Annotated in this window: 25 protein-coding genes; 14 read left to right on the top strand and 11 right to left on the bottom strand. The window is 60.6% G+C overall.

Annotated elements, in window-relative coordinates; all coding sequences use genetic code 11:
* Positions 1 to 5 precede the first annotated feature (5 nt).
* The 5 genes from N2A41_RS27020 to N2A41_RS27000 all read right to left on the bottom strand — a co-directional run bounded on the left by N2A41_RS27020 (position 6) and on the right by N2A41_RS27000 (position 7,123).
* Positions 6 to 1,217: a mandelate racemase/muconate lactonizing enzyme family protein gene (locus tag N2A41_RS27020; RefSeq protein WP_260111268.1), complete on the bottom strand. Its 1,212-nt coding sequence runs from the start codon at positions 1,215 to 1,217 to the stop codon at positions 6 to 8.
* On the bottom strand, positions 1,214 to 2,935 hold the full coding sequence (locus tag N2A41_RS27015) for an ABC transporter ATP-binding protein (RefSeq protein ID WP_260111267.1): 1,722 nt from the start codon (positions 2,933 to 2,935) through the stop codon (positions 1,214 to 1,216). The genes N2A41_RS27020 and N2A41_RS27015 overlap by 4 nt, the downstream gene beginning before the upstream one ends.
* Positions 2,936 to 2,942: 7 nt before the next feature.
* Entirely contained in the window at positions 2,943 to 4,064 is a 1,122-nt protein-coding gene (locus N2A41_RS27010) for an ABC transporter permease (RefSeq protein WP_017967395.1), read from the bottom strand.
* A gap of 8 nt (positions 4,065 to 4,072) precedes the next feature.
* Entirely contained in the window at positions 4,073 to 5,059 is a 987-nt protein-coding gene (locus N2A41_RS27005) for an ABC transporter permease (protein WP_017967396.1), read from the bottom strand.
* Between the two features lie 123 nt (positions 5,060 to 5,182).
* Positions 5,183 to 7,123: an ABC transporter substrate-binding protein gene (locus N2A41_RS27000; protein ID WP_017967397.1), complete on the bottom strand. Its 1,941-nt coding sequence runs from the start codon at positions 7,121 to 7,123 to the stop codon at positions 5,183 to 5,185.
* 301 nt (positions 7,124 to 7,424) lie between these two features.
* Here N2A41_RS27000 and N2A41_RS26995 point away from each other — a divergent pair, with 301 nt between their 5' ends.
* From N2A41_RS26995 to N2A41_RS26955, 9 genes are read left to right on the top strand one after another with little or no spacing between them, the layout of a single operon-like run.
* Positions 7,425 to 8,144, top strand: coding sequence for a FadR/GntR family transcriptional regulator (locus N2A41_RS26995; protein ID WP_017967398.1), 720 nt, complete (start codon positions 7,425 to 7,427; stop codon positions 8,142 to 8,144).
* 14 nt (positions 8,145 to 8,158) lie between these two features.
* Positions 8,159 to 8,989, top strand: coding sequence for an NAD-dependent epimerase/dehydratase family protein (locus tag N2A41_RS26990; protein WP_260111266.1), 831 nt, complete (start codon positions 8,159 to 8,161; stop codon positions 8,987 to 8,989).
* Positions 8,986 to 9,861, top strand: coding sequence for an SMP-30/gluconolactonase/LRE family protein (locus N2A41_RS26985; protein ID WP_170259679.1), 876 nt, complete (start codon positions 8,986 to 8,988; stop codon positions 9,859 to 9,861). Before N2A41_RS26990 ends, N2A41_RS26985 begins: the two co-directional genes overlap by 4 nt.
* A 36-nt stretch (positions 9,862 to 9,897) precedes the next feature.
* Complete coding sequence (locus N2A41_RS26980; RefSeq protein WP_170279682.1) at positions 9,898 to 10,848, top strand: dihydrodipicolinate synthase family protein; 951 nt, start codon at positions 9,898 to 9,900, stop codon at positions 10,846 to 10,848.
* A gap of 42 nt (positions 10,849 to 10,890) precedes the next feature.
* Complete coding sequence (locus N2A41_RS26975) at positions 10,891 to 12,477, top strand: ABC transporter substrate-binding protein (RefSeq protein ID WP_260111265.1); 1,587 nt, start codon at positions 10,891 to 10,893, stop codon at positions 12,475 to 12,477.
* Positions 12,478 to 12,483: 6 nt separating this feature from the next.
* Positions 12,484 to 13,581: an ABC transporter permease gene (locus N2A41_RS26970; RefSeq protein WP_260111264.1), complete on the top strand. Its 1,098-nt coding sequence runs from the start codon at positions 12,484 to 12,486 to the stop codon at positions 13,579 to 13,581.
* Between the two features lie 4 nt (positions 13,582 to 13,585).
* The gene (locus N2A41_RS26965) at positions 13,586 to 14,521 is read left to right on the top strand and encodes an ABC transporter permease (protein ID WP_260111263.1); all 936 of its coding nucleotides are present in this window, start codon (positions 13,586 to 13,588) and stop codon (positions 14,519 to 14,521) included.
* Positions 14,518 to 15,372 carry an ABC transporter ATP-binding protein gene (locus tag N2A41_RS26960; RefSeq protein ID WP_170279678.1) on the top strand — a complete coding sequence of 285 codons (855 nt, stop codon included), beginning with the start codon at positions 14,518 to 14,520 and terminating at the stop codon, positions 15,370 to 15,372. The genes N2A41_RS26965 and N2A41_RS26960 overlap by 4 nt, the downstream gene beginning before the upstream one ends.
* Entirely contained in the window at positions 15,369 to 16,112 is a 744-nt protein-coding gene (locus tag N2A41_RS26955; protein ID WP_260111262.1) for an ABC transporter ATP-binding protein, read from the top strand. The genes N2A41_RS26960 and N2A41_RS26955 overlap by 4 nt, the downstream gene beginning before the upstream one ends.
* Before the next feature lie 14 nt (positions 16,113 to 16,126).
* Here N2A41_RS26955 and N2A41_RS26950 read toward each other — a convergent pair whose 3' ends face one another.
* Positions 16,127 to 16,573 (bottom strand): GNAT family N-acetyltransferase, encoded by a 447-nt coding sequence (locus N2A41_RS26950; RefSeq protein ID WP_170279676.1) that lies wholly within the window; start codon positions 16,571 to 16,573, stop codon positions 16,127 to 16,129.
* Between the two features lie 289 nt (positions 16,574 to 16,862).
* Positions 16,863 to 17,957, bottom strand: coding sequence for a hypothetical protein (locus tag N2A41_RS26945; RefSeq protein WP_170279675.1), 1,095 nt, complete (start codon positions 17,955 to 17,957; stop codon positions 16,863 to 16,865).
* Between the two features lie 310 nt (positions 17,958 to 18,267).
* Between N2A41_RS26945 and N2A41_RS26940 the strand changes: the two genes are divergently transcribed.
* Both N2A41_RS26940 and N2A41_RS26935 read left to right on the top strand, forming a co-directional pair.
* Positions 18,268 to 18,813 carry a hypothetical protein gene (locus tag N2A41_RS26940; RefSeq protein ID WP_246726484.1) on the top strand — a complete coding sequence of 182 codons (546 nt, stop codon included), beginning with the start codon at positions 18,268 to 18,270 and terminating at the stop codon, positions 18,811 to 18,813.
* A gap of 112 nt (positions 18,814 to 18,925) precedes the next feature.
* Complete coding sequence (locus tag N2A41_RS26935) at positions 18,926 to 19,129, top strand: cold-shock protein (RefSeq protein WP_017967409.1); 204 nt, start codon at positions 18,926 to 18,928, stop codon at positions 19,127 to 19,129.
* Positions 19,130 to 19,322: 193 nt separating this feature from the next.
* Here the strand turns inward: N2A41_RS26935 and N2A41_RS26930 are convergent, their stop codons facing one another.
* Complete coding sequence (locus tag N2A41_RS26930; RefSeq protein WP_017967410.1) at positions 19,323 to 19,508, bottom strand: hypothetical protein; 186 nt, start codon at positions 19,506 to 19,508, stop codon at positions 19,323 to 19,325.
* A 119-nt stretch (positions 19,509 to 19,627) separates the two neighbouring features.
* Positions 19,628 to 20,653, bottom strand: coding sequence for a YeiH family protein (locus N2A41_RS26925; RefSeq protein WP_170279674.1), 1,026 nt, complete (start codon positions 20,651 to 20,653; stop codon positions 19,628 to 19,630).
* 102 nt (positions 20,654 to 20,755) lie between these two features.
* On the opposite strand from N2A41_RS26925, the gene N2A41_RS26920 reads away from it, so the two are divergent.
* Positions 20,756 to 21,679, top strand: coding sequence for a LysR substrate-binding domain-containing protein (locus N2A41_RS26920; protein ID WP_260111261.1), 924 nt, complete (start codon positions 20,756 to 20,758; stop codon positions 21,677 to 21,679).
* Between the two features lie 206 nt (positions 21,680 to 21,885).
* Here N2A41_RS26920 and N2A41_RS26915 read toward each other — a convergent pair whose 3' ends face one another.
* A complete protein-coding gene (locus tag N2A41_RS26915; protein WP_017967413.1) occupies positions 21,886 to 22,824 on the bottom strand; it encodes an AraC family transcriptional regulator in 939 nt (312 codons plus the stop codon).
* 132 nt (positions 22,825 to 22,956) lie between these two features.
* Here N2A41_RS26915 and N2A41_RS26910 point away from each other — a divergent pair, with 132 nt between their 5' ends.
* On the top strand, positions 22,957 to 23,673 hold the full coding sequence (locus N2A41_RS26910; protein ID WP_260111260.1) for an SDR family oxidoreductase: 717 nt from the start codon (positions 22,957 to 22,959) through the stop codon (positions 23,671 to 23,673).
* 246 nt (positions 23,674 to 23,919) lie between these two features.
* The gene (locus N2A41_RS26905) at positions 23,920 to 24,837 is read left to right on the top strand and encodes a DMT family transporter (protein ID WP_162116363.1); all 918 of its coding nucleotides are present in this window, start codon (positions 23,920 to 23,922) and stop codon (positions 24,835 to 24,837) included.
* Between the two features lie 83 nt (positions 24,838 to 24,920).
* On the opposite strand, the gene N2A41_RS26900 is transcribed toward N2A41_RS26905, so the two are convergent.
* Positions 24,921 to 26,171, bottom strand: a complete 1,251-nt coding sequence (locus N2A41_RS26900) for a DUF763 domain-containing protein (protein ID WP_162116362.1) — start codon at positions 26,169 to 26,171, stop codon at positions 24,921 to 24,923.
* Between the last annotated feature and the right edge of the window lie 27 nt (positions 26,172 to 26,198).

The following is a 26,198-nucleotide window of genomic DNA, read 5'->3' as shown; positions in this document are numbered from 1 at the left end:
TCCTTCTAGCGATTGAAATAGCTGCGGCGCGACTGGCGCGTCTGCACGTAGAGATGCTCGTTGTCGGTTCCGGGATTGTAGGCGCCGGCGCTTTGCGGCACCGAGACATTGCCGTTGCTGGGGAAGCGCGCCACGAAGGCCTCGTCGATATCGCAGCCAAGTCCCGGGCCATTGGGAACGGCGATCAAGCCGTCGACCTGTTGCGGATGCGGCACGATCGTCTGGCGGCGGCCCTCCCAGTCATCGTCGAGGCGCTCGAGGATGAGGGCGTTCGGGATCGCCGCAAGCAGATGCAGAGCCGCATATTCCGCCACCGGCCCGAGCGAGCCCGAATGCGGCGCCATCTGGATATGATGCGCCTCGGCCATGGCCGCGATCTTCTTCATCTGGGTGATGCCGCCGGCCCGGCCCGTGTCCGGCTGGATCACGTCGACCAGTTCCTTCTCGATGAGCTCACGCTCGCCGAATATGGTTGCCGAACGTTCGCCAGCGGCAAGCGGCACATGCGCTGCATCGCGGATCCGCCGGTAGCCGTCGATATTCTCCGGCGCGATCGGATCTTCCACCCACATCAATTCATAGGGTTCGAGCGCCCGGACCAGCCGGCAGGCATCCGCCGGCGTCAGCCATGGCGGCCCATGCAGATCGATGGCGATGTCCATGTCGTCGCCGACGGCCTCACGCAGGGCGGCGACCTTGCGGACCGGATCGGCGACACCGCCGCATTTGATCGCCTTTATGCCGCGCTCCTTGAGGGCAAGTGCGTGCTCGGGTGTATTTGCATGCGAATAGATCGGGATCCGGTCGCGCACCTTGCCGCCGAGCAGCATCCAGACAGGCACGCCGAGCGCCTTGCCCTTGATGTCCCATAGCGCCATGTCGATCCCGGTCACAGCACCGCCGCCGACCGTCCCGAGCATGCCATGGCCCATCATGGCGATATGCATCTTCTGCCACAGCCGCTCGGTATGAGCCGGATCTTCGCCGACGAGGAGTGGGGCGAGATCATGGATCGCCGTCTCGACAACGCGCGGCCAGCCGGAGCATTCACCGAGGCCGGTGATGCCCTCGTCGGTATCGATTTTCAGAAAGAGCCAGTTTCTGGTGCCGCCGAACTGCTTGGAGACGCCATCACCCGCACGTTGGTCGGAAGCCCATTTCGAGGGGTCTGGCTGACCGATACGCATGAGAAAAGTGCGGATCCCGGTGATTTTCATCCCAGAGAACTCCCATTCTTCAGAATGCCTGGCGCGACGTAGCGGAACCGCCGCGAATGATCGCGATCACGTGGATCGGGGCGCGGGATTGCCGATATCAGCGCCTGCGTATAGGCGTGCTCGGGTGTGCGGCAGACCTTCTCCGCATCGCCGATTTCGACGAGCTGGCCTTTGTACATGACGCCGACACGGTCGCACATGTAGCGGATGACGCCGATGTCATGACTGATGAAGATATAGGCGAGGCCGAGTTCGTCCTGCAGGCGCATCAACAGATCGAGCACCTGCGAGCGCACCGAGACATCGAGCGCCGAAGTTGCCTCATCGGCAACGATGACGCGCGGATTGAGAGTGATGGCGCGGGCAATGCCGATGCGTTGACGCTGGCCGCCGGAGAATGCGTGTGGATAGCGCTCACGTGCCCTCGGGTCGAGACCAACCTGCTCCATAAGATGGCAAACCCGCTCTTCCAGCGCCCGCCCCTTTGCGACACCATTGACGAGCAGCGGCTCGCCGATGATCTGGGAGACGGTCATGCGCGGGTTGAGAGAGCCGAAAGGATCCTGAAACACCATGCGCAATTCCCGCCGCGCGGCGGCGAGCGTCTGACCTTTTGCCGTTGCCAGATCGACGATGTCGCCGTCGGCACGGCGATAGAGGATTTCGCCTGACGTGGGATCGATCAGCCGCATGATCGAGCGACCCATCGTCGTCTTGCCGGATCCGCTCTCGCCGACGATGCCGAGTGTTTCGCCCGGCAGAAGCGAAATGGAAACATCGTCCAGCGCTTTCACCTCGCCGAAATCCATCGATACATTGCGGAGTTCGAGGATCGGTGGCGCCGTCGTGTCGAGCGGCGGGCGCGCCAGCCGGATCTCGGCCTTCGCTTCCAGCTTCAGCACCGAGCCGATCAGCATCCGGGTATAGTCGTCTTTCGGCGCATGAAAGATCTGCTCGACCGGCGCATATTCCTTGGCAACGCCGTTGTGCATGACGAGCACATCGTCGGCGATCTGCGCTACGACGCCCATGTCATGCGTGATGAAGAGCACGGCCATGCCCTTGGCCTTCTGCAGCCGGGCGATCAGGTCGAGAATTTCAGCCTGGGTCGTCACGTCGAGGGCCGTGGTCGGCTCGTCGGCGATCAGCAGCTGCGGTTTGCAGGCGAGCGCCATGGCAATCATCGCACGCTGACGCATCCCGCCGGAATATTGAAAGGCATATCGGTCCAGCGCTTTATCAGGCGAGGGAATCTCGACCTGCTTAAGCAGCGATATGGCTTCAGCACGCGCCTCTGCCTTGTTCATCCTGGTGTGAAGGCGAAGCGCCTCGACGATCTGGTTGCCGACCGTGTGGATCGGTGACAGCGACGACATCGGCTCCTGGAAGATCATGGCGATGTCGCGGCCGCGGATCGCTCGGATCTGGCGCCCGCGCGGATTGAGGCTGGTCAGATCGATCGAGCCGCCGTTCTGATCGTTCAGTGTGATCGATCCGCCGGATATACGGCCGGGCGCATCGACGATCTGCAGGATCGAACGCGCCGTCACCGACTTGCCGGATCCGCTTTCGCCGACGACACAGAGCGTCTTGCCCGGCTCGATCGAGAAAGACAGGTCGCTGACCGCGCGAAAGACGCCGGTGCGCAGAGGGAACTCGACCGTCAGATTTTTCACCTGGAGCAGCGGCCTGCCGGCAATAGGAAGGATATCGGTCATGCCGGCCTCATTTGTTGTAAGGATCGGCCGCATCGCGCAGGCCGTCGCCGAGAAGGTTGAGCGCCATCACGGCGACCACGACGGCACAGCCCGGCATGAAGAGCCATGGCGCGGTAGCGATCGAGCGAATGTTCTGGGCCTCGCGCAGAAGCACGCCCCAGGAGATGGTCGGCGGCTGCAGACCGAGCCCCAGAAAGGAGAGAGAGGTTTCGGCAAGGATCATCGCCGGCACCGCAAGCGTGATCGAGGCGATGATATGGCTGGCGAAACTCGGCAACATGTGGCGAAAGATGATGCGTCTTTCGCGAACACCGTCGAGCCTGGCGGCAGCGACGAATTCCTCGGTGCGCAAAGACAGGAAGCGGCCGCGAACGACGCGGGCGAGCTGCGCCCAGCCGGTCAGCGACAGGATGATTGTGATCATCATATATTGCAGCGTCGCAGGCCAGTCCTGCGGCAGGGCCGCGGCCATTGCGAGCCAGATCGGGATTGTCGGCAGCGACAGCACGAAATCGATCACCCGCTGCAGGAAGAAATCGATGCGGCCGCCGTAATATCCCGAGATGCCGCCGAGCACGATGCCGAGCATGAGCGAGAAGAAGACACCAACGAGGCCGATCGACAACGAGATCTGCGAGCCCTGCACCGTTCGGCTGAAAACATCGCGCCCAAGCCTGTCGGCGCCGAACAGAAGCAGCGGCGTCGTCTTGTCGGGCGAGGCGATCAGATGAATGTTGGTCCTGAACAGGCCGAACACGGAATATTCATAGCCGCGCCCGAAGAACTGGACGTCGACACGTTTTGTCGTGTCTTCCTTGAAGATGGCGGCCAGCGTTTCCGGATCGCGGGTCAGCTTCATCGGATAATAATGCGGGCCAAAAGAGAACCCGTTCTGCGTATCGATCAGATGCAATCTCTGCGGCGGGTGAAAAGTCGCCCGCGCATTCTGCAGATTCGGATCGTTGATGGCGAAGAAGCCGGGAAGCAGGGCGACGATATACATCAGCACGGTGACGACGAGCGCGACCATGGCCAGCCGATGCCGGCGGAAAGCCCACCAGATGAGCTGCCACTGCGATGCAACGGCGGCGCGATCCGGCGGAATGTTCGTAACGGTGATGTCGGCCATATCGGCTCCTATTCCAACCGGATGCGGGGATCGACCAGCGCAAGCAGGATATCGCTGATCAGAGAGCCTATCAGCGTCAGCGCGCAGATCAGCAGAACGAAGGCGCCGGCGAGATACATGTCCTGGGCCATCAGCGCCTGCAGCAACAAAGGAGCAGCCGTCGGCAGATTGAGGACGATGGCGACGACGACCGAGCCGGAGATGAGATTAGGCAGCAGCCAGGCAATCGTCGAGATGAACGGATTGAGCGCAATCATCAGAGGATATTTCACCAGCAGCCGGAACTCGGAGAGACCTTTTGCCCGTGCCGTGGTCACGTAAGGCTTCGGCAGCTCATCGAGCATGTTGGCGCGCATGACGCGGATGAGGCTCGCCGTCGAGGAGACGGCAAGAATGATGACGGGAAGCCAGAGATGCGAGAAAAGATCGCCCATCTTGGCGAAGCTCCAGGCCGCGTTCTCATATTCCGGCGAAAAGAGCCCGCCGACATCCTGGCCGAATTCGACAGCCGCGACATACATCAGCACCAGCGCCAGCAGGAAGGACGGAACGGCCAAGCCGAAGAAGGTGAAGGCAGTGAAGAAATAGTCGCCGATCGAATATTTGCGCACGGCGGAAAAGACGCCGATCGGCAGCGCGATCGCCCAGGTGGCGATCAATGTCGACAGAGCCAGAACAAGCGTCAGCGCCATGCGTTCCCAGATCAGATCCGAGACCGGCTGCTGCCATTCGAAGGAAATGCCGAAATCGCCGCGCGAAAGGATACCCCATATCCACTTGAAATATTGGATCAACATCGGATCGCCGAGACCGAAGCGTTCGCGCAATTGCGCCGCCGTGTTCTGATCGACGATCTCGTTAGAGGCGGCCAGCGTCGCGATATAGGTGGTGACGTAATCGCCCGGCGGCAGCTGGATCAGCACGAAAGCGAGGAAGCTGACGGCAAAAAGCGATGGAATCATCCATAGCAAGCGTTTGGCGATGAAGACCAGCATGGGGCGCCTCTTGCATTGAACGCCGCCTTCCGGACCTTGTCGGCCGCCATGGCCGGCAAGGCATCTCGGAGGGCGAACTGAAAGAAAGCGCCGTACCGTCAGGCACGGCGCCGGAGGTGCAAATCAGCTCGTGAAGGTGAACTGCTGCGGCATTGCCGGCCCCGGATTGGGCCAAGACCAACTATCCGGCTGCTTTTCGGGAACATTGCGCAGATTGTTGCGGATGATGCCGAAGCCGCCGACGGCAAGGCAAAGCCCGACAGTCTCGAATTCTTCCGCCGCGATATCGAATATCTGCTTCATGATCGCACCGCGCTGGTCGAGATCGGCCGTCGAACGCGCCTCGTCGAACAGCTTCATACGCTTCTTCTGGCTTTCCGGTGGCTCTTCGCCGCGTGCACCGTTGGAAGTGTACCAAAGCGTCCACGGAATGGCGTAACGCGACCCTTGCGGATGAAAGGCGAAGAAATCGCGCGGATCGAGCATCGGATCGAGGCCGCCGGGGCCAGGCCATACCTGCGCATCATGGGCATTGTCGTCGCCTCGGGTGTAATAGAGCGCCCGCTCGATCGTGTTGACCTTCATGTCGATGCCGATCTGCGCCCAGTGGGTCTTGACCAGTTCGAGCGCGTCGACGAGGTCGGGATAGAGCGTCGGAATGACGTCGATCGAGAAGAACACCTTCTGGCCGTCCGGCCGGAGGCGGAAACCATCGCCGCCTTTCTTGTAGCCGGCCTCATCGAGCATCGCGCCTGCCTTGTCGGCGTCAAATTCGGTGAACTGGCGGGCGTATTTCTCGTTGTACCACGGATGGGTCGGACGCGGCCCGGCCTGGTAGGGCTCGCTCTGGCCGAAATAGACGATATCGATGAGTTCCGGGCGGTTGATGCCGATCGAGAGCGCTTGCCTGAATGCCTTGTCCGCAAACATCTTGCGCATCGCCGGATCTTTGTGAGTGATGTTGAAGTAGATCTGGCACTGCTGCGAGGCCGAAGGCACGAGCGTCAGCAGACGATAATCGCCTTTTTCCATGTTCTTCGACAGCGTCGGCTTGTTGGCAAGCACGCTGATGTGGCGTTCCTGGATATCGATCTTTCCCGAGATGACATTCAGCATCAGCGATTCCACATCCTGCGAAATGCCGAAGTTGATCTCATCGATGTAGGGAAGCTGATTGCCCTCAGTGTCGACCTGCCAGAAATAGGGATTGCGGGTCATGACGACACGCGTCGCACCACCGGCATAGGGCTCCTTGACCACCCATGGATCGAGCGTCGGCTTGTCGACATTGCCCCAGCGCGACGGGATCTCGATGTCGCCGCAGCGGCTGCGGAATAGTTCCGTCCAGCTGGTGACGCCGGCTTTCTTCGCATCGGCCTCGATATTGGGGTTATATTTCGGCAGGAACTGGCTGCAGTAATGCTTCGGAAAGAGCGTCGGATGCTGACCGAGCGGCGTAGCGAGATTTTCCAGGTAAAGCGCGTTGGCCGCCGCAAAGGTGAACTTCACCGTATGATCGTCGATCTTCTCGACGGTGACCGGCTTGCCGGCGACGGCAAGCTGCGCCGGTGTCGAGCTGTAGAGTTCGGTGTTCTTGACGCAGTCTTCGATCGCAAAAACCACGTCATCGGCCGTAAAGGGATGACCGTCCGACCAGCGCACGCCCTCAATCAGATGGAAAGTGAATTGTGTCGCGTCGTCGCTGACCTCCCAGCGCTCGGCAAGATTCGGCTCCACAGCGGTAAATTCGAGGTTCCAGCGCACGAGACTCTGGTTGCCGACCATGCGCAGGATGCCGTTGTGGTCGGATGAACCGCGAAGGCCGCGGCGTAGCGAGCCGCCATAGGTGCCGACTTTCTCGAACGGCTTGACGACCATCGGCTTCTTCGGCAGGCGCTCGGCGAGCGGCGGCAGTTTTCCGTCCTTCACAAGCTGTGCAAGTGCGGGTGCTTCGCCGCCTGCGGCGGCAGAGACGCGACCGGCAATGGACAAGGCTGCGACGCCCGCCATGCCACCAAGCACAGTGCGGCGGGTAACGCCGCGCGACAGAATTTCATTGGGCATCGAGTTCCTCCCTTTCTAAGCCGGCGCACCTTTTGAACCGGCTGATGCGGCAGGCTCCCGACCTGCCGCTCGCACCCTCCTCGGCGCTGGGACCGAACCATAGACACGTTCCCAAATGATTACAAGAGTTGACAGATAATTACAAATTTTGTAGCGATGCAGCAACAGAACCCGGTTCTCGCGCGCCAATAACAAGGCAAAAACGCATCCAAGACAGAGATCTGTCAGAAGCTGTACACTTCCACGCAGACGTTCGGTCGGCAACTGCAAGAGCCCAAATCGTTCGGAGAAAAGCACCATAATGACATTCGCGGTCGATGCCGTTTCGAACAGGGGCGCAACGCGCTTCAGCGACATCATCTACGAGAAGATCGTGGGGATGATCGCCGACGGCAATTTTCCGGTGAACGAACGGCTGCCGTCGGAGACGAAGCTCGCCGCCGATTTCGGCGCTTCGAGACCTGTCGTGCGCGAAGCGCTCGAACGCCTGAGAGCCGACGGCCTGGTCGTTTCGCGCAAGGGCTCGGGCTCCTATGTCCGGCAAAGACCGGATTCGTCGATGCTGAAAATGGTGCCGGTCGGATCGCTCGCCGATGTCCAGCGGTTTTTTGAATTCCGCGCCGGGCTCGAGGCCGAGGCGGCGGAGCTTGCAGCGCGAAACTGGCAGCCGGCCGACAAGGAGAGGATTACGGCAGCGCTTCTTTCGATCGAGCAATGTCTGCGCAACGGAGAGCTCGGTGCCGAGGAGGATCAGGTTCTGCATGATGCCATCGCCATGGCGACCGGCAACCAGTTTCACATCACCGTTCGCGAATGGTTCAGGCCGCATTTCGCCATCGGGCATTCCGTCACGCGAAGCCTGAGCTTGAAACGGACCCTGGAGCAGATTCGCAGCGTCCAGGATGAGCATGCGGTGATCGTCGAGGCGATCTTCGCACGGCGGGAAACCGAAGCACACGATGCGATGAAGAAACACATACTGAACGCCCGCGCCCGCATGTTTCAGGGGGTTGAGCGATAATGGAAGGAAGAATAATGAAACGGATCGCTGTGACGGGCGCTGCCGGCCGTGTCGGAACGCTGCTGCGCCCTCACCTTCACGCTTATTTCGAGCACGTCCACCTGATCGACCTGCAGGAACCGGCTGAGCTTGGCGAAAACGAGACTTTCGTAAGAGCAGACCTTACAAAGCTCGACGAGGCAACGGCAGCGCTGAAGGATGTCGACGGCGTCGTTCATCTCGCCGGCATCGCCAGCGGCATCGACATGAACGCCATTCTGCACGCGAATGTGCTTGGAACCTACAATCTCTACGAAGCGGCACGGATCAACAAGGTCCAGCGGGTCGTCTATGCTTCCAGCAACCATGCCACCGGCTTCTATCCGCGCGGCGAAGTCATATCGCCGCTCGATCCGATGCGTCCCGACAGCCCCTACGGGCTTTCCAAATGCTGGGGCGAACTGGTGGCGGGGCTCTACTACGACACGTCGGGCATTCGCTCCCTTTCCATCCGCATCGGCAATGCCGGCACCTATCCCAACAGCGAGCGATCGGTGGCAATCTGGATCAGCGCGCGGGATCTGGCGCAACTGGTGCGGATTGGGCTCACTCACCCACAGATCGCTGCAACAGTCGTCTACGGCGTTTCCGATACGGACACGCAATGGTGGGACAACGAGCTGGCGGCACGATTGGGCTACCAGCCGCAGGACCGGCCGCGCGATTACGCACTGATCGAAGAGGGATCCGAAGGGCCGGTCGCGCTGGCATTCCAGGGTGGCGGATTCTGTGAGATCAATCACGACGGCACCATCCGCATGCGCGACGCCGATGGCTTGGCCAAGAGCTTGGAGACGGTTGAATGACGGCGCCGCGGGTCATCCGCCCGGACGTCCGTTCCGTAATCCAGCAACCGCTGACGGTCGGTGAATCGCCGGTATGGGACGAGGAGACCGGCACTCTGTGGCTCGTCGATATTCTGGCGCCGGCGCTCGTCCGGCTTTCGCCTTCAGGTAAGATCGACCGCTTCGAGATGCCGGCCGCAATCGGCGCGCTCGGGCTCTGCCGCGATCACAGGATCGTCGTGGGGCTCCAAACGGGCGTCCATCTCTTCGATCCTGTTTCGGGAGATTTCGAGTTTGTGTCGGATCCAGTCGGGCGCCACATCAACTGCCGCCTCAATGACGGAAAGGTCGGCCCCGACGGGCACTTCTGGATCGGCTCGTTCAGCGAAGCCAAGCCGCAGACCGATGAGGCCGCCCTTTACCGCGTGGGCGCCGATGGCCGCACTCGGACCGTTGCAACCGGACTGACTAGCTCCAACGGTCTCGCCTGGTCGCCGGACGGCCGGCGGATGTATCACTCCGACAGCCGGCAATGCTTCCTGCAGGCGTTCGACTTCGATCCTGATACGGGCGAGCTCGGCGATGGGCGCCGGCTTCGCAGCTTCACGGAAGACGAGGGTCGGCCCGACGGCGCGACAACCGATCGTGACGGGTTCTACTGGAGTGCCGGCGTTTCCGCCGGTCGCCTCAACCGGATTTCGCCCGAAGGCGACATCGTCGAAATCTACATTCTGCCGGTTCCCGCACCGACGATGCCGTGTTTCGGAGGGCCGGATCTGCGCACCCTCTACGTCACGAGCCTGTCGACGGACCGCACCGGACATTTCGAGGCAGGCACTGTCATTGCCTTCGATGTGAATGCGGAGGGCTTGGCGCCCTACCGCTTCGGATAACGACCATTAGGATGGAAAGCGAACGGGGAAGAAAAAATGAGCATCGCGATCATGCGCAAGGCGCTTACGGGCGTTTCGGGTGTTCCCGTCACGGCCTATGACGGGAGAGGCGAAGTCGAACCTCGGATTACGGCGAAAGTCTATGAGCGGGTGGCGGCAGCGGGTATTCACAACATCGTCGCTGCCGGCAATACCGGGGAATTCTATGCGCTCACGCCGCAGGAAATCAGGATCGTCCATGAGGCGGCGGTTTCAGGCGTCGACGGCAAGGCGCCGGTGACGGCCGCAATCGGCCGGTCGCTGCGAGAGGCGATCGGCATGGCGAAAGATGCGGCGGTGATCGGCGCATCCGCCGTCATGTCGCATCAGCCCGTCGATCCCTTCGCAGCACCTGCGGCCCAGATCGACTATTTCTGCAATCTTGCGGATGCTTCCGCCCTGCCGCTCATCGCCTATGTCAGGGCGGATGGTTTCGCCGTCGCCGATATCGTCCGCCTTGCAAATCACGGCAATGTTGCCGGCATCAAATTCGCCACGACCGATCTGATGTTGTTGTCGAGAGCGATCCCGGCGGCGAGCCCCGGCGGCGCGCTGTTCGTCTGCGGCCTGGCGGAGAGCTGGGCGCCGACATTTACCGCAGCCGGCGCCCGCGGCTTCACGTCCGGCCTCGTCAATGTCGCGCCGAAGCTCTCGCTTGCGGTCCACGCTGCGCTTGAAAAAGGCGATTTTGCCGCCGCCAGGGCGATCGTCAACAAGCTCGAGCCATTCGAGCGGATGCGGACCAAATTCCGCAATGGCGCGAACGTGACCGTCGTCAAGGAAGCCGTCACCTATTCCGGTCTCGATGTCGGTCCCGTGCGTGTGCCGGGATTGCCGCAGCTCGACCAGCATGACCGCGAGGAGCTTCATCGGCTCCTTCAAGGCTGGGAGGCCGAAGGCGACATTCAAACTCATTCAGACCAGCCGGCCGTCAAGGCGGCCGGCTGATTTCGACACTATCCACAAACAACAGGATTGGGAGGTCTTGAGATGCTGAGACAAGTACTGACAACGATCGCAATTGCCGGCGCCCTGACGACGGCGCAGCCCAGCTTCGCGGCGTCGCCGCCCAACATGCTGGTGATCGGCACCAATCTCACCGGCATAAGGACGCTCGATCCGGCCCAGAACAATGCCCGCACGGTATCCGAGCTGATCTCGAATCTCTACGACAACCTCGTGCAGCTGTCGCCGGACGATCTTAAAACGCTGAAGCCGATGCTCGCGACGCACTGGAGCGTCTCGGCGGACGGCAAGATCATCACCTTGACACTACGCGACGATGCGGTCTTCCAGAGCGGCAACAAGGTGACCGCCGAGGATGCAGCCTGGTCGATCCAGCGCGTCATCAAGATGGGACAGGTCGGCTCCACCGACATCGCGCTGTGGGGCTTCACGCCTGAAAACGTCGAAAAGCTCGTTCGCGCAAAAGACGAACACACGCTCGAGATCGAGCTGCCGCAGTCGGTCAATACCGATCTGGTGCTCTATTCGCTGGCGGGCTCGTCGATCGGCATCGTCGACAAAAAGACGGTGCTGTCGCACGAGGCGAACGGCGATTTCGGCGGTGCCTGGCTATCCGCCAATTCGGCCGGCAGCGGCCCATTTAGTCTGGCACAGTGGCGGCCGAACGACGTCGCGATCTTCAATGCGCAGCCGAAATATTGGGACGGCAAGCCGGCCATGGCGCGCGTCGTCGCTCGTCATATCCCGGAATCCGGCAATCTCCGGCTTCAACTCGAAGCCGGCGACGTCGATGTCGGGCAGTATGTGGCAAGCGGCGACCTCGATGCGCTCGCCACCAAGAAGGACATGGTCATCGAGAACGTCCCCGGTCTCGGCTTCTACTATATCGCCCTTAATCAGAAAGACCCGGATCTGCAGAAGCCGAAGGTTCGCGAGGCCTTCCAGCATGCCTTCGACTGGAAAGCGATCTCCGGCAACATCATGCGCTATACGGGCTTTCCCTGGCAGTCGATGATCCCGCGCGGCATGATCGGCGCCCCTGAGGAAGCTGCCTCGCACTACGATTACGATCCCGCCAAGGCCAAGCAGTTGCTGGCGGAGGCCGGATATCCCAATGGGCTGAAGAAGGTGCTCAATCCGTCGGGAGCCCCGACCCTGCCCTTCGCCGAAGCGCTGCAGGCGAGTGCCCGCGCCGCCGGCATCGATCTCGATCTCGTGCCCGGCGAGTTCACGCCCGCCTTCCGCGAGCGCAAATTCGAAGTGCTGCTCGGCAATTCCGGCGCCCGCCTGCCCGATCCCTTCGCGGTCGCCACGCAATATGCCTTCAACCCCGACAATAGCGACGAGGCACGCCTCGGCAGCTATTACCTCTGGCGCACGGGCATGAAGGTGGACGAGCTCAACACGCTCATCGACCAATCGATGAAGGAGCGCGACACGGAAAAGCGTGCCGACATCTTCAAGAAGATGGACGGCATCTATGCCGACATGGCCTCCCCGCTGGTCATCTTCTTCCAGCGAACCGACCCCTATGTCATGCGCGCCAACGTCAAGGGCTATCACGGGCATACGACATGGTCGACGCGCTGGCACGACGTGACCAAGGAGTAGAACGCCGTGGCAAGCGCCGATATGACATCGAAGGAGGAGAGCAGCCGGCACTCCCCGGCGGGCGGGTTCGCAGAGGCGGCCCCGCACCCGGCACTGAGCCTGCTGCGGCGCCTGGCGGGACGCGCCGTGGCCGTGGTGACGACGCTGCTCGGCCTGCTCTTCCTGACCTTCTCGATGGGCCGCCTGCTGCCTGCCGACCCGGTGCTCGCCGTCACCGGGGCGGAAGTCAGCAAGGAGGTTTACGATCGCGTCTATAACGAGCTGGGTCTTGGGCAGCCGATCTGGATGCAGTTCCTCTCCTACGTCGGCAAGATCGCCACGGGCGATCTCGGCATGTCGGCGACGACGGGCCAGCCGATCCTCACCGATCTGATGACGATCTTTCCCGCGACGATCGAACTTGCGATCATCGCCATGATCATCGGGGCGATCGTCGGCATTCCTTTAGGGATCACTGCTGCGGTCAGGCGCGGGACCATTATCGACCACGTCGCGCGGATCGTCGCCCTTGCCGGCCACTCCATCCCGATTTTCTGGACCGGACTGATGGCGCTCTTCGTCTTTTATGCGAAGCTGAAGCTCGTCGGCGCCTCGGGCCGGATCGATGTCTTCTATGAAGGCCTCGTCACGCCGATGACCGGCTTCCTCCTGATCGACGCGGCGATTCAGGGCCAATGGGACGTGTTTTACAACGCCCTTGGCCACATCATCCTGCCGGCGGCAATCCTCGGCTACTATTCCGTCGCCTATATCAGCCGCATGTCGCGGAGCTTCATGTTGGAGCAGCTCAGCCAGGAATACATCATCACCGCCCGGGCCAAGGGGCTTGGCACCCGCAAGGTGGTGTGGCGCCATGCATTCAAGAACATCCGCGTGCAGCTTTTAACGATCATGGCGCTGACCTTCGGCGGGCTCCTCGAAGGCGCGGTGCTGATCGAGACCGTCTTCGGGTGGCCGGGGCTCGGCCAGTACCTGACCCGCGGGCTGCAGATGAACGACATGAACGTGGTCATGGGTTCCGTCCTGACGATTGGCGCCGTCTTCCTGACGATCAACATCCTGTCGGACTTCCTTTATCGCATTCTTGATCCGAGGACACGATGACGCCATGACGATCTCCTCTGAGCACGCGGACAGCACTAACACTGGCGGCCTTCGCAACTGGCTGCTCGCGCCGGAACCGCGAGGCTGGTTCCAGTCATCCGCGCAGCAAATTCATCAGGGCTGGCGGAAATTCAGCCTGCACCCGCTTGGCCTCGCCGGATTGGCGATCATCGTGCTGCTGATCGTGGTGGCGACGGCGGCGCCCCTGCTGACGAGTTATGATCCGATCGTTCAGGACATGGCCGGGCGGCTTGCCCCGCCATCCGAGAGCCATTGGCTCGGCACCGACAATTTCGGCCGCGACGTCTTTTCCCGGGTGATCTACGGCGCCCGCACCACGCTCTACATCATCATGCTTGTCACGGTCATCGTCGCCCCGCTCGGCCTGTTGATCGGCACCGTCTCAGGCTATTTCGGCGGCATCGTCGATGAAATCCTGATGCGCGTCACCGACATTTTCCTTTCCTTTCCCGGGCTGGTGCTGGCGTTGGGTTTTGCCGCAGCGCTCGGTCCAGGCATCACAAATGCGATCATCGCGATTTCGCTGACGGCCTGGCCGCCGATCGCGCGTCTTGCACGCGCCGAGACGCTCAGCCTCCGCAAGGCGGACTACATCGCCGCCGTACGCCTGCAGGGCGCGACATCAATTGCGATCATCACCCGTCACATCCTGCCGATGTGCATTCCCTCGGTGATCGTCCGCGTCACCCTCAATATGGCCGGCATCATCATCACCGCCGCCGGCCTCGGCTTCCTCGGCCTCGGCGCGCAGCCGCCATGGCCGGAATGGGGTTCGATGGCCGCCAGCGGACGTGAATTCATGCTCGACAGCCCCTGGGTCATCGCGGCACCCGGTATTGCCATTGCGCTGGTCAGCCTCGCCTTCAACCTTGTCGGCGATGCGCTTCGCGATGTTCTCGATCCCCGAGGTTCGGAATGACTGACCTGATCGATATTCAGAACCTCGAAATCGCCTTCGGCGGCGGACAGGTGCGAGCCGTTCGCGGCGTCAGCTTTTCGCTTGGACAGGAAAAGCTCGGGATCGTCGGTGAATCCGGATCGGGAAAGTCGACCGTTGGCCGCGCGATCATGAAGCTGCTGCCACCGACCGCGATCGTCAATGCCGAGCGGATGCGCTTTTGCGACGTCGACCTGCTCAAGGCGAATGAAAAAACGATGATGACGATCAGGGGACGGCGGATCGGCCTGATCCTGCAGGATCCGAAATATTCGCTCAATCCCGTCATGCGGATCGGCGAACAGATTGCCGAGACCTACCGCTTCCATCATCCGAGGACGAGCAGGGCAAAGACCTGGCAGCAGGCTCTCGATATGCTCGAGGCCGTTCAGATCCGCGATCCGGAGCGTGTGGCCCGCCTTTATCCGCACGAAATCTCGGGCGGGATGGGCCAGCGGGCGATGATCGCCATGATGTTGATTGCCGAACCAGAAGTGCTGATCGCCGACGAACCGACATCAGCACTCGATGTGACGGTGAGGCTCGAGATCCTGGCTCTGCTCGACGAGCTCGTCTTGCGCCGCAATCTTGGGCTGATCTTCATCAGTCACGATCTCAATCTCATCCGGAATTTCTGTGATCGCGTCCTCATCATGTATGCGGGGCGGGTCGTTGAAGTGCTCGAAGCGCGCGATCTCGACAGGGCCAGACATCCCTATACGCAAGGGTTGCTGGCATCATTGCCGACGATCGAAGATCCACCTGCCCGGCTACCGATCCTGAAACGAGATCCGGCCTGGCTTGAAGAATTCGCATTGGAGCCGCCGCGGTGATTAAAATCGACAATCTTACGGTCCGTTTCGGACCCGGGCAGCGGCCTGTCGTCCGAGACGTAAGCTTCGCCATCGAAAAGGGAACTGCTTTCGGCCTGGTCGGCGAATCCGGCTGCGGAAAGTCCACTGTCCTGAGGGCGCTTTCCGGCCTCAACGCCAATTATGACGGCCGGATCGAGCTCCACGGAGAGACGCTGGACCAACAGCGCAGCCGGCCGTTCTTTCGCCGGGTGCAGATGGTGTTCCAGGACCCTTATGGATCGCTCCATCCCCGCAAGACCATCCGCTCGCAGCTGAAGGAACCGCTGCGCAACCAGGGCCTGGATACGAATTCCGTCGACATGAACGCCGTCCTGAGATCGGTCGGCCTTGACCCGGCGCTGAGCTACAGATTTCCGCACCAGCTGTCTGGGGGCCAGCGGCAGCGCGTGGCGATCGCCCGTGCCTTGACGCTGGATCCGGACGTTCTGCTTCTCGACGAACCGACATCGGCGCTCGATGTGTCCGTTCAGGCCGAAATCCTCAATCTCCTCCAGGATCTGCGAACCAATCGCGGCCTGACCTATCTGCTCGTCAGCCATGATCTCGCCGTCGTCTCGCACATGTGCAGCCGCGTCGCCATCATGGAAGCGGGCGAGATCGTCGAACAGGTCGATGTCGGTGCCTTGCGAAGAGGTGCGGTCGAACATCCTTATTCGCAACGCCTGCTGCGGGCGAGCCGGATGTATGGAAAGGCGTAATTCCCAATCTGGCCTTATTCGCTCGATCTAGAGTACAGGCCAAGGTCGCCTATCATCGCAAATTCGCAACGCTGATAGAACTCCGACAGCGCCCCTCCTCGCTTCGAGATCAGCCACAAGCTGCTACATCCTTCAGCTGTGGCTGTTTCGAACATTGCAGAAAGTAGAGCGGTCCCAATTCCCTTACCCTGTGCATCGGGCTGCACTGAAAGCTCGTCCAGATAAATGACCGGGCCGGTATGGCGCCGCTGTCGTATCCCGAGCGCAATGCCGAGCACCTTGCTTCCGTCAACTGCCGCAAGTGCAATTGACCTTGGAGTTTCAAGCACATAGGTCACATTTTCTGCAGCCGCTTCAAGGGACCAGCTCTCATTCCACGGAGGTAGGGCATAGGCATTTACCAATACGACGGCCGCACCGCTAATGTGTTTTTCAACCAGACGCTCGATCCGAAATGACATAAACTCGCCTCACGCCACGTCAGGTGACATTCGCCGAAGGCTGTTGGTTTCGCAATGGTGAGTTGCCTGCATCCGCAGGTTTTTCGCCGAACTTGTTCCTAAAGAGCAAAGATCGCGGGCGGGGCTGGAGGGAACTCGTCGAGAGCAGACAGCATCACTTCTTTTCGGCAAACTCGAGGCGGATGCCAGTTAACGCACCCGATTCAGAACCGTCCGGTGAATGCTGGGCAGATCGAGCATCCTGGTTCATGGCAGACCGGGCAACGCGATAAAACAGCGCATCCAACCTCTATTTCCAGCTCGTATAATCGTCGGCGACGCAACCGAACGGCGCGCGTTCCTGTCCAAACCGCTTCTTGAGCTGCTCGCATCCCCACTCATTCAATGGCGCCGGCATGAGATTGTTGATGTCCATGCCAGGCGATTGGAATGCTGTCGGTGAGGTCGTGACGTACCAAAGCCAGAAGCCGACCACACCGACGACGATCAGAAGCAACACACCGAAGAAAAGCTGCAGCCGCTTCCAGATCGACACCGTCTTTTTTTGTTCTTCAATCAAAACCGGCGCATCGCGATCGCTTTCTTGCTGATACGCAAAGGGCGCAAGAGCTGCGGTGCGCTCATCGTCCGTAAGCTCCACACGCTGCAGGCGATCGTCGAGAAGCACCGGCAGGGCTGTATTGCCGTGCCTGACTGCCAGTCCGATCGCCTTGCCCTTGGCTTCACCGACGATCAGAGGCTCCTCTCCACTCTTCATGCGCGTGTAAGCGGATCGCCCGGTTTTGTCGTTGGCAATCTTGTCGTTGTAGGTAATCGAAAGGACGCCGCGTTTGCGGTCGAATGCGGTGATCTCGACCGGAACAGGGGTCAGCATGGCAGGCCGGAGCAATTGGCCCTTAACCCGCCAAATGCGCATAGAGAAAAAAATCATCCCCAGGCCCATGCCGCCAAGCAGGACGGCGAACACTGCAAGCGTGACGATCCGGTTCCAGAGCATGTCCAAACCCAGGCTCATCGTCGCAAGTTCCGGGTGATCGGCTGAAATCACCAGATCCGTTTCATAGTCGCCGGTATGGAAATCGACGAACATGACCTCGACTTCGGTATCGTAGTCTCGTCCACCGTAGCTGTAGACCAGGCGTGCCTCGCAATCGGTAAAGACTGCCCTGCGTGTCGTGCATCGCCCGTTCTGCACGTCCCCATTTTCGAGCGTCACGGGGTTCTGGCTGATCTGGAAATCGCGGAACACGCCTGGTGCTTGCGAGACGAATAGAAAGATGGCGAGTGCCAGGATGATTGGCGTTGACCAGAAATAAGCGTTCGGCGTGGAGATGACGTTGCGCGCCAACGAGATCGGGCGACTAGGTAGAACAAGCGAAGGCAATGGCGTCGAACTCCTCGTGTGACAGCGCTGGCTTCCACAATCTGATTGTGTAAAATCGATCTAAAGCCTCAGGTGGGCGATCGGCAATCCCTCTTAGGGTCCGAAGGTAGCATTGGTATCTTGATCTGTTGAAAACCTGCACGCTGTGGCGAGCGAGTTGCTCTCGAATGTCGACGACTCGTCTCCTCGGCGCTGCGAGACACATGAATTAAGATGGTGATGGCTGCGAACGTGGTCGAATGCTTCCCATACGGAACCAATTCACCGCAAAGCGGTTATATCAGACCCTCCCGATCAGCCGAGCGTCGTTATGCAGATGTTACGCGGTCCGAAAGTTACTCAGCTGATGAAGGTCCTTGCGTGCGCCATCGCCGTTGCGACGGCGTCGATAGTTGTGGCCGGCGACGCCAAGGCCGACGAATCCGCGTTCCTGAAAACACTGGCGGGAAATTGGAGCGGTAAGGGTACGGTGAAAGTGCGGACAAATGCCCCCACCATGACAGTCACTTGCCGTTTCAAGTCAGACGCGAATGCAAGCTCCCTCGCACTCAATGGGCGCTGCACCAGTCTCGTGCTTTTTTCCCGTGTCATCAGCGCTAACCTCAAGGCTAGCGGTGACACCTACACCGGCTCCTACGTGGGCGCGGGCACTGGCACTGCGGGTCTTGGCGGAAAACGCGCTGGCAATGCCATAAGCCTCGCGATCAGATGGGCGAAAGAAGTCAATGGCGATCGACTTGCGCAGATGACGATCGAAAAAACCGGGGCATCGGGCATGCGCCTCACAACCGTCGATACCGACCCCGCGACAGGTCGATCCGTTGTTACGAGCCGCATTGAGCTACGTCGGAGCTGATATCTTTTTGCGTTCAAAAAGCCGCCAGTGTGCTAAAGGGTTGATAGAGAAGCCCCGAAGCTATAGTTTCGCCTTCGCAAATCGCTGAACGACACAAGGAAATAGTTATCTCATGCCGACAGGTACCGTTAAATTCTTCAATGACGACAAGGGCTTCGGCTTCATCACCCCTGAGGGTGGCGGGCAGGACGTTTTTGTTCACGTGTCTGCGCTGCAAAGCGGCGGGTCGCTCCGCGAAGGCGACAAGGTCAGCTTCGAAATCGGACAGGATCGCAAGACCGGAAAATCGAAGGCTGAGAACGTCTCGACCATCTGATCGAAAACCGAAGATGGCCCAGCCTGCGTTGAGCAGGTTGGGCTCGTCGTCATGGCGACCTGCGATGTCGCCCTCTTCCGCAAACGACTCCAGCCGGAGCGTTTCCGCCTGTCCCCGTGTCACGAAAACGCTCTATCTTTTTGTTCTGCGCAGTTCCGGGCGCAAGACCACTCCGCAATATGCCGGAGTTGCTCTACAGCCGATTGGCACGCAATAAGGTGTCACGAGACAAATATCCCGCAAGCGTCCCATCGGCGGCTCTGACATGCAGTCCCGGCATCTCACCGGAGAGGATGAGCGCCAAGGCGTCGTGAACCGTGGCGTCGGCGGCGATCTCGGCATCGGCGCTAGACGGTTCCAGCGCGGTGGTCATGATCATCGATACGGCAATCAAGCTCAACCTTTTTGTGGCTCGGTCGGGACGGAGGATACTCTCGACAAATTCATTGACGGGATGCGCAAGATTGCTTGCGGGGTATCATATTGAAAGATGATCGATCAGACGATATTCAGCAGCCCAATCAGGCAAAGCCCGAGAGCCCCCAACGCCAACAGCGACAGCGTTGCCGCGGCGAGGACACGACCGCCGGTATGCGCGACCGACCTGACATCGACCGAGAGGCCTAAAGCGGCCATCGCGGTGACGGTGAAGGCGGCGGAGACAGCCGCCATCCCGGGCAGCAGCGGCGCCGGGATTGCGTCGAGCGAACGAAGCGTCGCCATGGCAGCAAAACCGAGGATGAACCACGGAAGAGCATGGCGGAGCTTGACTGGCGAACCGCCAGGACCGCGGCCATGAACTGCGCTGAGCACGAGGATGACGGGTCCGAGCATCATCACGCGGATCAGTTTGACGAGCGTGCCCACCTGAGTGCTAACGGCCCCGGCAGAGGCCGTGGCCGCCAGGACCTGCGGAACGGCATAGGCCGTCAGTCCTGCGAAAACGCCATATTGTACGGCGCTGAGACCAAAAAGCAGGTGAAGCAGAGGCAGCGTCAGAACCGCGCCGATGCCGAGCACTGCGGTAAAGGCTATCGAGGCCGCAATATCGTCCGGTTTGGCGCCGATTACCGGTGCTGCAGCGGCAATTGCAGAATTGCCGCAGATCGAATTGCCGCAAGCAACCAATGTCGCCAGGCTGGCCGACAGCCCGAAGAGCCGGCCGATAGCAAAGCTGCCGGCCAAAGACAGAGCAACCAGAACGGCAATTCCGCCGACCAGCGGCAGTCCAGCCTGACTGATGGCAGCCGTGCTGAGCGAGGCGCCGAGCAACACGACCGCAATCTCGAGCAAGGTCTTGGCGGCGAATTGGATGCCGGGAATGAAGGTCTGCGGCAGGCAGACCGAGGAGCGCACGGCAATGCCGATCAAAATGGCGAGCACGAGGTTCTCGATCAAATGCGAGCCGGAAACCATCATCTGCAGCTGTTCAACGAGATAGGCAGAGAGCGTGACCGCCGCACACAGGACGAGTCCCGGGAGGACGGCAGGAAGCGACAGGGAACGGGAGGCGGAAACGATCATCGGCAAGACCTTGCAGAGGACCGTAATTTTCCCACACTCGATTGTCGCCTTCCATTGAATAGTATAGCAAAGTTCATTCGACAAAATCGAACGATTAGATCAATGACGTTTGAACAGCTTTCCATTTTTGTTGCGGTTGCGGAACGCGAGCATCTGACCAATGCCGCCTTTGCGATCGAGCTGACGCCCTCGGCCGTCAGCTCGGCTATCCGCAATCTCGAGACCTCCTATGGCGTCGAGCTTTTCCACCGCGTCGGACGCCGCATAGAACTGACATATGAGGGACGGGTGTTTCTGGGGGAGGCAAGAGCGACGCTGGCACGCGCAAAGGCGGCAGCGCTCGTGCTGTCCGATCTCGGCGGCTTGCAAAAGGGTGAACTGGTGGTTTTTGCGAGCCAGACGATCGCCAGCTACTGGCTACCGGCGATGCTGATGCGTTTCAAGATTCGCTACCCAGGCATTGACCTGAAGCTGATGATTGGCAACACGACCACCGCCGCAAAAGCAGTCCTCGATGGATTGGCCGAAGTCGGGTTCGTCGAAGGCAGCGTTGATGAGCCGGCGCTGCATGTTCAGCCGCTTGCCGAGGACGAGCTGCTTGTCGTCGTCGGTCCGCGCCATCCCTGGGCGCGTGGCAAACCAATTGCTCCGGCAGAGTTGGTTTCGGGCACGAAATGGGTCATGCGGGAAAAAGGGTCCGGAACCCGGTCGGCCTTCGAGGCGACGATTTCCAATCTCGGCATAGACCCTGGAGATCTGGCTGTCGCGCTTCAACTGCCGTCGAACGAGGCGGTCATATCGGCAGCAAGAGAAGGTCTCTGCGCCACAATCGTTTCGGGAGCCGTGGCCGCGCCGCTCTTGACGCAAGGTCTGCTGGTCAAGGCGCGCTTCCCCCTGCCGTCCCGCCAATTTGCAATTCTGCGGCATAAACAAAGGCACGCCAGTCGTGCCTCGCTGGCGCTGGAAACGATTTGCCGAGAGGACAAAGCTGCCGAAGTCCAAAATTGGGATGATTGGGCGCTCTAGCTGATCCAAGCCGCCGACGGTCTTTGTCGTTGCTGCTCACGGGCGCGTCAGCGGTACTCTTCCACCCCCCGGAACGGTTTGGCCTGCTTCATGGCATTTTGGTGGTCGCCACGCACGACGATGTCGTGACATTTTCAGCATGGGGATGCCCACTTGCTGGCATCGGTGCTCCTTGATCAGCGAGCGGGCTTCTGTCACCAGGCTCGCTAAATTGCGCGTCCAAAACTTGTCACCGCATCGTCTGATGCGTCCGACGTCACCACCGCAATAGGCTTCGCGCGAAGCCGGCTTGCGTCGCGGGCGGGCGGAAGTCCGAACAGCCGCCCGTATTCCCGGCTAAATTGGGAGGCGCTTTCATAGCCGACGGCGAAAGCGACACGGGCGGCGTCGCCCCGAGTCTCGAGCAACAGACGGCGTGCCTCGTGGAGACGGAACCGCTTCTGATACTGAATGGGCGTCATGGTCGTTGCCGCCTTGAAATGACGGTGGAACACCGAAGCACTCATTCCGGTCATCCGCGCCAGATCTTCGACCTTGAAAGATTCCGTGAAGTTTTCGCGAATCCAGGCGAGCGCCCGCCTGACCTGAGACTGGCGGCCGTCGATCTGTGCGATCTGCCGCAGCTTCGCTCCCTGCGGTCCCCGCAATAGGCGGAACAGGATTTCCCGCTCAATCATTGGTGCCATGACGGAAATTTCGTTTGGCCTATCGAGAAGTCGCATCATACGTAGAAACGCTTCCTCGAGCTGAGTATCGGTCGGGCTCACGCCCAGGCCACACAAGAATTCCGGATCATGGACATCAGGCATCTCAATCAGAAGATCGGCGATGTTACTGGCGTCAAAGCTGAACCCGACGCCAAGAAATGGCTTCTGAAGGCTCGCTTCGGATATTCTGCCAAAGACAGGAACCTCGACCGAGGCCACGAAGTAGCTGCCCGCTCCATGGTGTAATACGTTCTCGCCGCAAGTGATTGCCTTGGCGCCTTGTAACACCAAGCATATGACAAGCTCCGTCATGCCTGCCGTCGGCTCAGTCGTGCGTTCTGCTCTTAGCAAACCGACGCGTGGAATGGCGGTCGTCGTACGACCGCCACGCGAGTGCCTCTCGATCAGGGACCTTAGTTCTTCGCCCACATTGTCCATGCTGTTAAATTGCACCCTCCTCCAACGCGCGCAAGTCTTTCGGCAGGATTAGGCAAGAGTTCAGTAGAATTTGGCACGCGGCCGGAAAAGCGCCTACTCATATTGGACGGGCAACCAGAATGGAGAATCACCATGTCGAAGAATGCATTGATCACCGGCGCCAACAAAAGCATCGGATTTGAAACCGCTCGACGGCTCGGGGGAATGGGTTATCGTGTTTGGCTTGGTGCCCGCGATGCGGGGCGCGGTGAGAGTGCGGCGGAAACTCTGCGAGCTCAGGGTCACGATGTGCGCTTCCTTGAAATTGCCGTCGAGGAGGACGCAAGTGTGAAGGCAGCCGCGGATCGTGTCAGACAGGAAGACGGCAAGCTCGACGCACTGGTCAACAATGCGGGCATACCCGGAGCATTCATCGACCCGGCAGATCAGACCGTAGACGACATCCGTCAGGTCTACGAGATCAACGTATTCGGGCCAATCCGAATTACGCAAGCTTTCCTGCCTCTGCTCAAAGCAGCGAGTTCCGCCAATGTCGTCAACGTCAGCAGCGAACTCGGTTCGCTTGGCGCCCTGACAGACCCGGAGAGCGAATTCTTTGGTGTGAACAGCCTGGGCTACAACAGCTCGAAGACCGCCCTCAACGCAGTGACCGTATCGTTTTCCAAGGCCCTCGCGTCGTTCGGCATCAGGGTCAACAGCGCGGATCCCGGATACACGAAGACCGATTTTAACGGCAATACAGGCTATCGGACGGTCGAGCAGGCGGCTGAGATCATCGTCCAGCTTGCAGTCGCGAACGACGGCCAGACGGGTGCCTTCATCAATGACAAGGGCACGCTGCCTTGGTGAGCCTGACTTAATATTTGGGGCGGGCGGCGGTGCGCCCAATTTAATCGCTGGTTCCACGACTGTACGTCACGGCGCCTCGATCAGACAGGTAAGCTGTCGGTCAACGTGAACGAGAACGGTCGCTCGCCATTCGCCTATGGCAAATTCGAGTACAGCCGCTTCAAACTGACCATTGACATCGGCAGTGTTAAGGCAGAAGCCGCACTCGGCCGCGCATGCGCGGCCGTTTTTGCGAGGATGCGAGAGATGACGACCAAGACTGGCTTAGCCGATGCCGGAAACCTGATCATAACAGGCGTCGTGCTGATGCTGCTCGGCGATCTGCTCTTTGCGCTGAACGATGCAATGGGCAAGTGGCTGGTCGCCAGCTTTGCCGTCGGCCAAGTGCTGGTGATCCGCTCGGTCGGCGCCTTCATCGTGCTCGGACCAATGATCCTCCGGCAAGGGCCGATGGCGTTGTTCCGCGTCGAGCAGAAGGGCCTCCAGTTCATCCGGGTCTTCATGGCGACTGTCGATGTCGCCTTGTTCTACGCTGCCGTCGCCTATCTGCCGCTCGCAGATGTGATGACCTTCTATATGGCCGGGCCGATCTACGTTGCGGCGCTCTCGCATTTCTTTCTCGGAGAAAAGATCGGCTGGCGCCGTTGGCTCGCCGTTCTGACCGGCTTCGCAGGCGTCGTCATCGCGCTGCGTCCGTCCACGGCGATGCTGTCGCTTCCATCGCTCTTCGGGCTTGCCGGCAGTCTTGCCTTTGCGCTGTCGCTGGTGATGAGCCGCTATCTGCGCTCGACCAGCGACACGACGCTCGTGACATGGCAGACGGTCGCGGCGCTCGTCACCGGCATCGTCCTGAGCATCGGTCATTGGCAGCCGGCGGCGCTCATCGATTGGTCCGGCATGCTGCTGCTCGGCGTCGTCGCCTCCTGCGCGCATCTGCTCATCACCCGCTCGCTGAAGCTCGCACCGGCATCGCTGCTCGCGCCGCTGCAATATACGCTGCTGCTCTGGGCGATCGTCCTCGGCTACCTCTTCTTCAATGATATTCCCGATACGCAGATCATCGTCGGTGCCGCAATCATCGTCGTTGCGGGGCTCTTCATCTTCCATCGGAAGAATTTGAAAGAGACGGTTCCGGCCGAAGCCGTCCCGCCCGACGGTCATTGAGAACTGGTGCAATCGCAGCAAAGGCGCGAAGCGGTTTTATAAAGGGCTAGGGCATTTTCGTCACTCGGAAAGACGGAGATGTTTTAGCTCTCATCCGCGGGCGGCTCCTCCCAGCCGAAGACGCTCCGACCGCCGAAATCGGCGGATTGGCGGAATTCGCCGGCGATGATTTCCTTGAGGTCTGGACCCGTCACATAGCGTTCCATCTGCCTGGATTGGTCGTCCAGGCGCTTGAGCGCCTGCAACTCCTCCTCGCGTCCGAGCCTGCCCTTCTGCACCGCCGTTTTCATCACGGCGATCGTCTCATCATAAACCTTGAGCGGGACCGGAAAAGGATGGCGATCCTTGCCGCCATGGGCGATCGAGAAGCGCGCCGGATCGGAAAAACGGCATGGCGCGCCGTGGACGACTTCCGCCACCATCGCCAACGCCTCCACCGTGCGGGCGCCCACGCCTGGAACGAGTAGCAGCTCTTCGAAATCCGCCGGGCCGCGGTCGGCAGCGGCAGCCAGGTTTCCATGCAGCCGCCGCATGTTGACGTCGCTCTCGCGGACATCGTGATGGGCAGGCATGATCAGGTGCGGCAGCATCGGCTGTGCGGCAGGTTCGGGCGCCGGCTCTTCGGCACGCAGCAAGGCAGCGGCCTCGCGGATGATCCGGTCGGGACCGAGGGTCGCCAGCAGATCGAGCTGACCGCGTCGCGAGCGTTCCGCTCGCCGGTCGGCAAGATTGACGATTTCACCCTGGCTCCTTCCCTCGATTGCCGCATGCGGCGAATCCACGAAGCTCTCCAAGCCTTCGGACAACCAGTGATAGCGCCGGGCCTGCCGCTTGTCGCCGTTCATGCCCTGCTGCACGACCACCCAATGGCCGTCATCGGCGACGATGAACCCGTGCAGATAAAGATCGAACCCGTCCTGAAGGGCGGCGCTGTCGACCTTGGCTATAAGACGGCTCGTGGTCGCAAGCCCCTCGCCGTCGAGACCGACACGCTCGCCAATCGAGACGAGCTCCAGCGGCGTCTTGCGCGAATGCGCGCCGCGGCCGCCGCAAACATGCAGGCCGAGCTCGCCGGCACGCGGCTTCAGCCCGCGTTTCAGCGCGCCGAGAACGCTGGTCGTGATGCCGGAGGAATGCCAGTCCATGCCCATGACCGCGCCGAAGGACTGGAACCAGAAGGGATGCGCCAGCCTGCGCAGGAATTCGTCGCGGCCATAGTGATGGACGACCGCCTCGGTGATCAGCGTCCCGAGCCGCGTCATCCGGTCGCCTAGCCAATGCGGCACGCGTCCTCCGTGAAGGGGAAGATCGGCGCTGCCTGCTCGTTGTGACATTTCGCTGTGTCAATCCTCTATGGCGGG

The organism is Rhizobium sp. SRDI969, assembly GCF_025152725.1.
In the GTDB taxonomy this organism is placed as follows: Bacteria; Pseudomonadota; Alphaproteobacteria; order Rhizobiales; family Rhizobiaceae; genus Rhizobium; species Rhizobium leguminosarum_I.
This window is presented reverse-complemented; position numbering and strand designations above follow the sequence as displayed.